Source organism: Xanthomonas sp. SHU 199 (assembly GCF_000364665.1).
GTDB classification, from domain to species: domain Bacteria; phylum Pseudomonadota; class Gammaproteobacteria; order Xanthomonadales; family Xanthomonadaceae; genus Xanthomonas_A; species Xanthomonas_A sontii.
Window position 1 is genome coordinate 1 of the sequence record NZ_AQOI01000326.1, and the last position, 10,733, is coordinate 10,733.

12 protein-coding genes are annotated in these 10,733 nt (G+C 69.7%); 7 read left to right on the plus strand and 5 right to left on the minus strand.

Going from position 1 to position 10,733, the window contains the following annotated elements; genetic code table 11:
• Positions 1–40: 40 nt before the first annotated feature.
• Positions 41–1,546 (plus strand): helicase HerA-like domain-containing protein, encoded by a 1,506-nt coding sequence (locus tag D183_RS0111440; protein WP_017909109.1) that lies wholly within the window; start codon positions 41–43, stop codon positions 1,544–1,546.
• Positions 1,547–1,604: 58 nt separating this feature from the next.
• Positions 1,605–2,057 (plus strand): GFA family protein, encoded by a 453-nt coding sequence (locus D183_RS0111445; protein ID WP_017909110.1) that lies wholly within the window; start codon positions 1,605–1,607, stop codon positions 2,055–2,057.
• Between the two features lie 129 nt (positions 2,058–2,186).
• On the opposite strand, the gene nudK is transcribed toward D183_RS0111445, so the two are convergent.
• Entirely contained in the window at positions 2,187–2,789 is a 603-nt protein-coding gene (gene nudK, locus D183_RS0111450; protein WP_017909111.1) for a GDP-mannose pyrophosphatase NudK, read from the minus strand.
• A 248-nt stretch (positions 2,790–3,037) separates the two neighbouring features.
• Here nudK and D183_RS0111455 point away from each other — a divergent pair, with 248 nt between their 5' ends.
• Complete coding sequence (locus D183_RS0111455; RefSeq protein WP_017909112.1) at positions 3,038–4,318, plus strand: membrane protein; 1,281 nt, start codon at positions 3,038–3,040, stop codon at positions 4,316–4,318.
• A gap of 60 nt (positions 4,319–4,378) precedes the next feature.
• Here the strand turns inward: D183_RS0111455 and D183_RS0111460 are convergent, their stop codons facing one another.
• Positions 4,379–5,818: a rhomboid family intramembrane serine protease gene (locus tag D183_RS0111460; protein WP_017909113.1), complete on the minus strand. Its 1,440-nt coding sequence runs from the start codon at positions 5,816–5,818 to the stop codon at positions 4,379–4,381.
• Between the two features lie 108 nt (positions 5,819–5,926).
• Between D183_RS0111460 and greB the strand changes: the two genes are divergently transcribed.
• Positions 5,927–6,433, plus strand: a complete 507-nt coding sequence (gene greB, locus D183_RS0111465) for a transcription elongation factor GreB (RefSeq protein ID WP_017909114.1) — start codon at positions 5,927–5,929, stop codon at positions 6,431–6,433.
• A 42-nt stretch (positions 6,434–6,475) separates the two neighbouring features.
• On the opposite strand, the gene rimO is transcribed toward greB, so the two are convergent.
• A complete protein-coding gene (gene rimO / locus D183_RS0111470; RefSeq protein WP_017909115.1) occupies positions 6,476–7,867 on the minus strand; it encodes a 30S ribosomal protein S12 methylthiotransferase RimO in 1,392 nt (463 codons plus the stop codon).
• Between the two features lie 155 nt (positions 7,868–8,022).
• On the opposite strand from rimO, the gene D183_RS0111475 reads away from it, so the two are divergent.
• Genes D183_RS0111475 through D183_RS26740 form a run of 3 tightly spaced genes read left to right on the plus strand, consistent with a single transcriptional unit; the run spans position 8,023 to position 9,297 of the window.
• Positions 8,023–8,685: a dienelactone hydrolase family protein gene (locus tag D183_RS0111475; protein ID WP_017909116.1), complete on the plus strand. Its 663-nt coding sequence runs from the start codon at positions 8,023–8,025 to the stop codon at positions 8,683–8,685.
• Between the two features lie 8 nt (positions 8,686–8,693).
• Positions 8,694–9,101, plus strand: coding sequence for an HIT domain-containing protein (locus D183_RS0111480; RefSeq protein ID WP_017909117.1), 408 nt, complete (start codon positions 8,694–8,696; stop codon positions 9,099–9,101).
• A gap of 28 nt (positions 9,102–9,129) precedes the next feature.
• The gene (locus D183_RS26740; RefSeq protein WP_003467495.1) at positions 9,130–9,297 is read left to right on the plus strand and encodes a LiaI-LiaF-like domain-containing protein; all 168 of its coding nucleotides are present in this window, start codon (positions 9,130–9,132) and stop codon (positions 9,295–9,297) included.
• Between the two features lie 138 nt (positions 9,298–9,435).
• On the opposite strand, the gene D183_RS0111490 is transcribed toward D183_RS26740, so the two are convergent.
• Together D183_RS0111490 and dcd are read right to left on the minus strand one after the other, a co-directional pair.
• Positions 9,436–9,963, minus strand: coding sequence for an RDD family protein (locus D183_RS0111490; RefSeq protein WP_017909118.1), 528 nt, complete (start codon positions 9,961–9,963; stop codon positions 9,436–9,438).
• Positions 9,964–10,003: 40 nt separating this feature from the next.
• Positions 10,004–10,576: a dCTP deaminase gene (gene dcd / locus D183_RS0111495; RefSeq protein WP_010340509.1), complete on the minus strand. Its 573-nt coding sequence runs from the start codon at positions 10,574–10,576 to the stop codon at positions 10,004–10,006.
• Positions 10,577–10,733 lie beyond the last annotated feature (157 nt).

Consider the following 10,733-nt stretch of genomic DNA (forward strand, 5'->3'; position numbering starts at 1 on the left):
GTACGTTCTAGAATCCGGGCATCTCATTGCGGACCCCGATATGGACCCGATCCTGCTAGGCAAAGGCGTGACCGACGACATCGCAGTGCTGCTGCAACCGCGCCTGGGCAACCGCCACGGCCTGGTTGCCGGCGCCACCGGCACCGGCAAGACCGTGACCCTGATGACGCTGGCCGAAGGCTTTTCGCGCATCGGCGTGCCGGTGTTCCTGGCCGACGTCAAGGGCGACGTGGCCGGCCTGGCGATGCCCGGCGACGGCAGCGAGAAGGTGCTGCAGCGCGCCCGGGAGATCGGCGTGGCCGACTACGCCCCGGCCGCCAACCCGGTGCTGTTCTGGGATCTGTACGGCAAGCTCGGCCATCCGGTACGCACCACCGTCAGCGAGATGGGCCCCACCCTGCTGGCGCGCGTGCTGGAACTCAACGACACCCAGGCCGGCGTGCTCGACATCGTGTTCAAGCTGGCCGACGACCGCGGCCTGCTGCTGCTCGACCTGGACGACCTGCGTGCGCTGCTGGCGCTGGTGGTGGAAGAGCGCAAGGACATCTCCACCGAGTACGGCCTGGTCAGCGCGCAGTCGGTGGCGGCGATCCAGCGTGCGCTGCTGCGCCTGGCCCAGGACGGCGGCGAAGGCTTCTTCGGCGAACCGGCGCTGGACCTGGCCGAGCTGATGCGGGTCGACCACGACGGTCGCGGCGTGATCGGCATCCTCGCCGCCGCGCAACTGGTGCTCAAGCCGCGGCTGTACTCGACCTTCCTGCTGTGGCTGCTGTCGGAACTGTTCGAGCGGCTGCCGGAAGTGGGCGACCTGGACAAGCCGAAACTGGTGTTCGTGTTCGACGAGGCGCACCTGCTGTTCGACGATGCGCCACCGGCGCTGGTACAGCGCATCGAGCAGGTGGTGCGGCTGATCCGCTCCAAGGGCGTAGGCGTGTACTTCTGCTCGCAGTTCCCGGACGACGTGCCCGACAGCATCCTCGGCCAGCTCGGCAACCGCGTGCAGCACGCGCTGCGCGCCTACACGCCGCGCGATCAGAAGGCGGTGCGCACCGCCGCCGAAACCTTTGTAGCCAATCCCAAGCTGGACGTGGCCAAGGCCATCTCCCAGCTCGGCACCGGCGAGGCGCTGGTGTCCACGCTGCAGGACAAGGGCGTGCCGGCACCGGTGCAGCAGACCCTGATCGCCCCGCCGCGCTGCCGCATGGGCGCGATCACCGACGCCGAGCGCGCGCAGGTGCGCGCCGGCAGCCCGGTCGGCGGCCGCTACGACACGCCGGTCAATCGCGAATCGGCGGCGGAACTGCTGGCGCGCCGGGTCGAGCAGAGCGCCGACCACAGCGCCGCGCCGCCGGCACGCACCCGCGAACAGGACGAAGCGCAGGACAGCGGCTTCGGCCAGGCGGTCAAGGACGCGGTGTTCGGCACCAAGCGCCGCCAGGGCATGCTCGAGGCGATGGCCAAGCAGACCTCGCGCACCATCGGCAACCGCATCGGCCAGCAGATCGTGCGCGGCATCTTCGGCAGTATCTTCGGCGGCAAGCGCTGAGCGCGGCCGACGCCGAAGGAAGCTCCAGCATGGACAGGAACGCGATGAGCGCCTTGCAATGATGTCGCGGCAAGACAAGCCGACAACGCTCCAGGGAAGCTGCCACTGCGGCTGCCTGACCGTCGCGTTCTCGACGGATCAAGCGGCCGAGGACATCCGTCCGCGCGCCTGCGACTGCAGCTTCTGCCAGAAGCATGGTGCGGCCTACGTTTCCGATCCCGCCGGCACGCTGCGACTGACGGCCACGCATGCCGAGGCCGTGCATCGTTATCGCCAGGGTGCAGAGGCCGCGCAATTCCAGCTGTGCCGCCAGTGCGGGGTGCTGGTCGCGGTCACGTTCGAGCATCAGGGGCGGCTTTACGGTGCCGTCAATGCCGGCTGTCTGAACAAGACGCCGGCGTTGGGGGCCGCAGCACCGGTGTCCCCGCAATGGCTGGACGCCGAGGCAAAAATGGCCCGATGGCGGCAGGCGTGGGTGCCGGACGTGCAATGGGTCATCGCTGACACCTGAGCATGCCTGCCGCACACCGTCGTCACCGGCGATCGACAGGCGCAGCGTTCAGAACGCTGGATGCGCGGTTAGGCGCGGCCTTCGATCCTGGCGATGCCACCCGCAGAGACAAGAACCGATAAAGCGACGCTAGGCCAGCAAACCGTGCAGCTTGGCGTACTGCAGCAGCATGATGGTCTTGGCGTCGGCGATCTCGCCGGTGTCGATCATCGCCAGCGCCGCATCGAGCGCCAGCTCCAGCACTTCGATCTCTTCGCCCTCGGCGGCCACGCCACCGCCGGCACCGACCTTGTCGCGATCGACATACTCGCCCACGAAGAAGTACAGCCGCTCGGTCACCGAACCCGGACTCATGAACGCCTCGAACACCTTGCGCACGTTCTCGATCCGGTAGCCAGTCTCCTCCTCGGTCTCCTTGCGGATGCAGGTCTCCGCATCGTGGCGATCGAGCAACCCGGCGCAGGCCTCGATCAGCATGCCGTCGGGGTTGCCGTTGAGCAGGGTCGGCAGACGGAACTGGCGGGTCAGCATCACCGTGCGCTTGGCGCGGCTGTACAGCAGGATGGTCGCGCCGTTGCCGCGGTCGTAGGCCTCGCGCGTGAGCGCCTGCCAGCTGCCGTCGTGACGCTGGAAATCGAAGCTGACCTTGCGCAGCACGTACCAGTTGTCCGACAGCACTTCGATGTTGGTGACGCGCACGCGCGGGTTGCCGGAAACGAAGGAAGGGTCCAAGCGAAACTCCAAGGGACAAGGGATCACGGCAGGCCGCAGGCGCGGCACCCGCCACACCTCTGCCGCCGTTCGACCGGGCAGTGTAGCCAGCACGCACACCTGCGCGCCGGCACGGGGTGCGCTTTGCGCAACCGACCACACTCCCTCGGTGCCGCCGTCCGCATCGCGCCGCCGCCCCAGCCAGCCTCCCGATTGCGTGCGCCACAGCCGACCCGCACAATCGTCACACTTCGTAGACAGGGGGCGTCATGGAAGACCGTCGTCGCGCGGGCGCGAGCCGCGTACACCGCAGCACACCCGAACCGTTCTGGGCGCGCACCCGCGCCATCGCGCTGTATCCGCTGCGCGGCGGCGCGCTGTACGCGCTGATCGCGCTGACCCTGTGCAGCCTGCTGGGCATGCTGCCCGGCATCGGCTGGATCCTGGGCATCGTCACCACCCTGGCCATCTACAAGTACGCCTTCGAGATCCTGCGGCACACCGCCGATGGCTACCTGGACGCGCCGGAACGTGGCTTCGACATCGGCGACGGCGTGGTGCTGCGGCTGCTGGCGATGATGATCCTGCTCGGCGTGGCGGTGTTCGCCGCGCTGCTGCTGACCGGCCCGGTCGGCGGCCTGCTGATGCTGCTGGCGGTGGTGCTGCTGCAGCCGGGCATCCTGATTTCCCTGGCGATGGACGGCAGCCTGCGCCGCGCGCTGAACCCGGCGGTGTCGATCGGCCTGGCGCTGCGCATCGGCTGGCCGTACCTGGCCGCGTTCGGCCTGCTGTTCGTGATCCAGGCCAGCGCGCTGGGCGCCGCCGCCTGGCTGCAGCGCGTCCTGCCGCCGCTGGTCGCCGACCTGGCGGTCACCGTGGTGACGATCTGGGGCCTGTTCGCCGCCTTCCACCTGATGGGCTATCTGGTCTACCAGTATCACGCCGTGCTGGGCTACGAACCTGCCGCCGACACCGCGAGCGGCTTCACCCGCCACGACCCGGACCAGCGCGTACTCGACGAGGCCGAACAGCTGGTGCGCGACGGCCATACCGACGACGCGCTGCAGGTGCTGCGCAGCGAAGTGCGCACCCGCGCGGTGAGCCTGGGCGTGCACGAGCTGTACCAGCGTCTGCTGCGCGGCAGTGCGCGCCAGGACGAACGCCGCGAGCACACCCGCCAGTACATCCACCGGCTGCTGCAGGAGAAGCAGGAACGGCGGGCACTGGCCCTGCAGCGCGAGGCGCTGGATGCAGATCCCGACTTCGTGCCGCTGCTGCCGGAACAGGCCACGCTGCTGGCCGAACGCGCGCAGCTGGCCGGCCAGTTCCGGCTCGCCGCCGACGGCCTGCAAGCCGCGCTGCGTGCCTGGCCGAAGGCACCGGAACACAGCACCTGGTCGCTGCAGGCCGCCCTACTGCTGGCCGAACGCTTCGGCGAGGACGCGCAGGCGCGCGGCCTGCTGGAACACGCGCTGAGCCGCTGCGACGACGAGCTGCAACGCGGCAAGCTGCAGGCGGCGTTGCGCGCGGTGACGATCGCGCCGGTCTAGCGCGCGTCGAACGCGGAGCGGGACATGCTCACGCGCCACACCCAATGTCGAGCAGCGCCCTCAGGCGTTGGCGAGCAGGAACCGCGCCTTGTCCGCCTGTGGCAGGTCCGGGTAGCGCTCGACCAGCGCCTGCAGCACGCGCCGCCACTCCGTCGTGGCCTGGCGTTCGCCATGGCCCAGCGCGAGCCGGAACCAAGCCTGTGCCTGCTGCTCGCGCGGCGACACCGCATCCTGCGCCAGCAGTGTCTCGACCTCGGCCAGCATTCCCAGCGCCATCCAACGCGCGAACAACGCCGCACGCATCGACGCATCCAGATCGCCGGCCACGGCAAGCACTGCCGCCTGCTGCTGCGCCTCCTGCACGGACGGCGCCACCAGGCGCAGCACGTCCAACGCACGCAGCCGCGCCGTCGCGGTCTGGCCGGCATTGGCGGCCACGCGATAGCGTGCCAGCGCCACATCGAAGCGCCGCGGCGCTTCCGCCGCCAGCGCGTCCAGCAATGCGCCGGCCTGGACGTGCTCCAGCCGGCCCAGATGCGTCTGCGCACGCTCCCAGCGGTCATCGGCCAGCGCCCCGCCATCGTCGCGCAGGAACGCCTCGCGCGTCTGCCCGGTCGCCACCAGCACGGCACCGAGCAGCGCGCCGACCATCAGTCCGCCGGCATGCGCGTCGAAGCCGATGCCGGCATCGCCGTTGCACAGCAGGTTGTACAGCTCCCAGCCCAGCCACAGCGGCAACAGCACGATGGCCGGCGCACGCACGTAGTCGAACAGCACCGCCACCCAATAGAAGAAGCGCACCGGACGCCGGCCCCAGACCACGCAGAACGCGCCCATCAGCGCGGCGATGGCCCCGGACGCGCCGAGACCGGCCCCGACCTCGCCCCAACGCCACCACAGGCTGGCCGCGCTGGCGCCGAACGCGCCGAGCAGGTACACCGCCAGGAACCGCCAGCCGCCGATCGCGCCTTCCAGCAGCGTGCCCAGCGCCAGCAGGAACAGCATGTTGCCGAGCAGATGCATGGCGTCGGCGTGCAGGAACGCGGCGCTGAGCATGCGCGCCGGCGCCCATTCCGAGCTGCGCTGCACATGGCGCAGGGTGAACACGCGCTGCAGCAGCGCGTCGTAACGCGCGCGCAGCGGCGTCCACGCCTGCTGTGCAGCGGCATCGGCGAAGGCGCTGCCGTCGCGCATGGCCTGCACGAAGCGCACGTCGTGCACGGTGGCGGCGCCGACGAAGGCCGACCGCTCCGCCGCCGGTACCTGCTGCAGTTGCGCCAGCGCCTCGCGCTGACCGCTGCGTTCCAGATGGCGCGCGTAGGCCGGCGCTTCCAGCGCACCGAGACCGGAGTCCAGGTAGTAGCGCTGCGCCTGCCGCAGCGGCGCCGCGTCGGGGCGCTGCCAGCCCGCGTACACCGAGATGTTGAGCAGGATCAGCAGCAGCGTGACCAACGGAAAATTGTCCCGCGACAGCGGCTTGTGCAGCGGCAGGATCAACATCGAGCGACGTCCATGTGCGGGGCGGCGCCAGCTTCGGCCATCGCCTGCGGGTGCGCAAGCCGCAGGCACGCGCTAGCATCGCCACCCCGCTCCACCGCAGTCGCACCGATGAGCCGCTGGCGTCCCCCTGCCGAAAAAAGCACCGCCCTGATCACCCCGGAAGGCCATGCCCGGCTCAAGGCCGAGCTGGAGGAACTGTGGCGGGTGCGCCGCCCCGAGGTGGTCAAGGCGCTGGCTGCGGCCGCGGCCGAGGGCGACCGCTCGGAGAACGCCGAGTACACCTACCGCAAGAAGCAACTGGGCGAGATCGACCGCCGCGTGCGCTACCTGAGCAAGCGCCTGGAAGCGCTGCGCGTGGTCGCCGAGGCGCCGTCCGACCCGCAGGCGGTGTTCTTCGGCGCGCACATCGAACTGGAGGATGCCGACAGCGGCGAACTGCGCCGCTACCGCATCGTCGGCCCGGACGAGACCGACGCGGCGCGCGGCTGGATCAGCATCGATTCGCCGCTGGCGCGGGCGCTGCTGAAGAAGCGCATCGACGACGAAGTGGAAGCGCAGCTGCCCGGCGGTCGCCACAGCTTCGTGGTGGTGGCGGTGGACTACGCCACGCCGTGAGCGCGCGGCGCCGTGGCGCCACGCATGCCGCCGCCTGCAGCGTCAGAGCACCCGCAGATCCAGCGGCGTTGCCGACGACGCCTGCGCCGGCAGGGCATCGCCGAACAGGTCGTGCTCGTCGCTGTCGGTGATCTCCACCTGCACCAGATCGCCCGGCTTCAGCCCAAGCTCGCCGCCGTTCTGGATATGCACCAGGCCGTCGATCTCCGGCGCATCGGCCTTGGAGCGCGCCACCGCGATGCCGTCCTCCAGCAGATCGACCAGGCACTCCTGCACCGTGCCGATCTTGGCTTCCAGTCGCGCGGCGGAAATCGCCGCCTGCCGCTCCATGAAGCGCGCCAGCCGCTCCTGCTTGAGTTCCTCCGGCACCGGATCCGGCAGCGCATTGGCGCTGGCGCCCTCCACCGGCGAATAGGCGAAGGCACCGACGCGATCGAGCTGCGCTTCGTCGAGAAAATCCAGCAACTGCTCGAACTCGGCGTCGGTCTCGCCGGGGAAGCCGACGATGAAGGTCGAACGCAGGGTGATTTCCGGACACAGCGCGCGCCAGCGCTGCACGCGCTCCAGGGTGCGCTCCACCGCGCCCGGCCGCTTCATCAACTTGAGGATGCGCGGGCTGGCGTGCTGGAACGGGATGTCCAGGTACGGCAGCAACTTGCCCTCGGCCATCAGCGGGATCACGTCGTCCACGTGCGGATACGGATACACATAATGCAGGCGCGCCCACGCGCCCAGTTCCGACAGGCCCTCGCACAGCGCCTTCATCCGCGTCTGATAGCTGCGGCCGCGCCACTCGCGTTCGGCGTACTTCAGGTCCACGCCGTAGGCCGAGGTGTCCTGCGACACCACCAGCAACTCGCGCACCCCGCCCTTGACCAGGCGTTCGGCCTCGCGCAACACCTCGTCGACCGGGCGCGACACCAGGTCGCCGCGCATCGACGGGATGATGCAGAAGCTGCAGCGGTGATTGCAGCCTTCGGAGATCTTCAGATAGGCGTAGTGGCGCGGGGTCAGCTTGACGCCGATGTCGTCCTCGTTGCTGCCACGACCGCGCGGCAGCAGGTCGACGAACGGATCGTGGCGCGGCGGCAGCGCCGCATGCACAGCTTCCATCACGCTCTGGTAGTCCTGCGGGCCGGACACCGCCAGCACGTCCGGATAGGCCGCGCGGATCTGCTCCGAGCGCTTGCCCAGGCAGCCGGTGACGATGACCTTGCCGTTCTCGGCCATGGCCTCGCCGATCGCCTCCATCGACTCGGCCACCGCCGAATCGATGAAGCCGCAGGTATTGACCACCACCACGTCGGCCGCGTCGTAGCTGGGCACGATCGCATAGCCCTCCACGCGCAGCTGGGTGAGGATGCGTTCGGAATCGACAAGGGCCTTCGGGCAGCCGAGGCTGACGAAGCCGACTTTGGGGGTCGCGAGAGACATTGGGGCCGGGGTCCGGGGGCCTGGGAGAAAAACAGCGCGCGAAGTATACCGGGCCGGGGCCGCCGACGCGGCCCGGCCGGTGTGCGCCCGCTCACCCCGGCTTAGCCTGGGCCATGGATAATCCGCCGCTCCCCCCTCTCCACAGGATTCCCCGCATGGGCCACTGGACCACCCTCGACACCGCTCACGGCCAGGTTTCCGCCTGGCACGCCCTGCCCGAGGGCGCGCCGCGCGGCGGCCTGGTCGTCATCCAGGAGATCTTCGGGGTGACCGACTACATCCGCGAGGTCGCCGACCGCTACGCCGCGCACGGCTACGAGGTGCTGGCGCCGGCACTGTTCGATCCGGTCGAGAAGGATGCGCAGCTGGCCTACGACCAGGACGGCGTGCGCAAGGGCCTGGAACTGGTCGGGGCGCTCGGCTTCGACCGCGCCCTGGACATCGTGCAGGCGGCCGCGCAGGCGCTGGCGCCGGCCGGCAAGGTCGGCACCCTGGGCTACTGCTGGGGCGGCAGCGTCGCGCTGCTGTCGGCGCTGCGCCTGGGCCTGCCCTCGGTGAGCTACTACGGCGGCCGCAACACCCAGTTCCTCGACGAGACGCCGAAGGCGCCGGTGCTGTTCCACTTCGGCGCGCAGGACGGCAGCATCCCGGCCGAGTCGATCCAGCAGCACCGCGAAAAGCTGCCGCAGATGCAGACCTTCGTCTACCCGGCCGGCCACGGCTTCGACCGCCACGTGGACCCGAACCACTACGACGCCGACAGCGCCGAGCTCGCCCGCGAACGCAGCCTGGCGTTCCTCGCCGAGCACCTGGGCTGAGCCGCGGCGTGGCCGACTTCGTCCTCGACCCGCGGCTGCAGGCCGACAGCGCGTTCGTCGCCGACGGGCCGCTGTCGCAGGTGCGGCTGATGGACGACGCGCGCTTCCCGTGGCTGTTGCTGGTGCCGCGGGTGGCCGAGGCCAGCGAGTGGATCGACCTGGACGGCGGCCAGCAGCGCCTGCTGCTGGCCGAGATCAACCAGCTCTCGCAGCTGCTGCAGCAGGAGCCGGGCGTGCACAAGCTCAACATCGGCGCGCTGGGCAACGTGGTGCGGCAACTGCACGTGCACGTGCTGGGGCGGCACCCGGGCGATGCCGCGTGGCCCGGCCCGGTGTGGGGCAATGGCGCCGCACAGCGGCTGCCGGCCGAGGAGTTGCAGGCGCGTGTTGCGGCGTGGCGCCAGCGGCTACGATAGGCGCCCTTTTTACGGAAGCCGCGCCTCCATGAAATCCAATGTGATCGCCGCCATCGTGCTGATCGTGATCGGCCTGGTGTTCCTGGCCAACAACCTGGGCTGGACCAACTTGAGCCTGGGCCGGCTGATCGCCACCTGGTGGCCGGCGATCCTGGTCGCGGTCGGCGTCGGCATGCTGTTCGGCCGCGGCAAGTAGGTGGGGCTGGGATTGGGGATTTGGGAGTGGGGATTCGTGAGAGCGATCCCCCACTCTTAGTTGCTGCGTCTCCGTGACGCTAGCCGCTTTCGGAAGCGGCCCCTGCAAACGCAGGGGCGCCGTGTCGCGACCGCCGACTCAGCGGCGGACGTTGACCACGCGGGTGCCGGCGATCAGGTCGTGCAGGCAGCGCTTGTCCTGGCGGAAGATGAACAGCGCGTCCACCAGGGCGTAGATGCCGCCCACGATCGGCACCAGCGAGATCGCCTGGGTCGACAGATAGCGCAGCGCGATCAGGCGCCAGAACGGCGGCTGCCCACCGTCCAGGTCGGCGATGCGGATCCACAGCAGCTTCTTGCCCCAAGTCTGGCCGCTCTTGGCCAGCGGGTAGCCCTGCACCAGCAGGAAGATCACCATGCCCAGCACGCCGTAGCCGAGGGTGGTCAGGAACGGCACCTGCACGCCGCTGCGCGCGGCGTCCATGACCTTGCCGAAATAGCCGGTCAGCGCCGCCACCGGCAGGAACGTCGCCAGCGAGATCACGCCGTCGATCAGCGCCGCGCCGAGGCGCTCGCCGCGTCCGGCCAGGGTCTCACCGTCGGCGATGCCCGGCAGCGCGGGCGGCAACGCCGCGTCGGGGGCCTGGTAGGGATTGGGGTCGTTCATTGCGCGCTCCTTGTGCTGTCGGAAAGAAGGGAGTGGGAGATCAGGTCTTGGGCAGGGTCACGCCGGTCTGGCCCTGGTACTTGCCGCCGCGATCCTTGTAGCTGGTCTCGCAGACGTCGTCGGCATCGGACTGGAAGAACAACATCTGCGCCACGCCTTCGTTGGCGTAGATGCGCGCCGGCAACGGCGTGGTATTGCTGAACTCCAGGGTCACGTGGCCTTCCCACTCCGGCTCCAGCGGGGTCACGTTGACGATGATGCCGCAGCGCGCATAGGTGCTCTTGCCCAGGCATACCACCAAGGTGTCGCGCGGGATGCGGAAGAATTCCACCGTACGCGCCAGCGCGAAGCTGTTGGGCGGGATGATGCACTCGTCGGCCTCGATGTCGACGAAGCTCTTGGGGTCGAAGTGCTTGGGGTCGACGATGGTCGAGTTGATGTTGGTGAACACCTTGAACTCGCGCGAGCAGCGCACGTCGTAGCCGTAGCTGGAGGTGCCGTAGCTGACGATGCGCTGGCCGTCGACCTGCTTGACCTGGCCCGGCTCGTAGGGCGCGATCATGCCGTGCTGTTCGGACATGCGGCGGATCCAGCGGTCGCTCTTGATGCTCATGGGGGTTCCTGATGCCGGTGGCGGCGGCCGCAGCCTGCGCGCCGGGAGCGCGGCCGACCGATGGGGCCGGCCGCAATGACCGGCGATTCTAGCCGGTCGCGGGGCGTTCGCGGCAGGCGCCGCGCGCCGCTCAGCGCAAGGCCGCGGAGATCGGGAT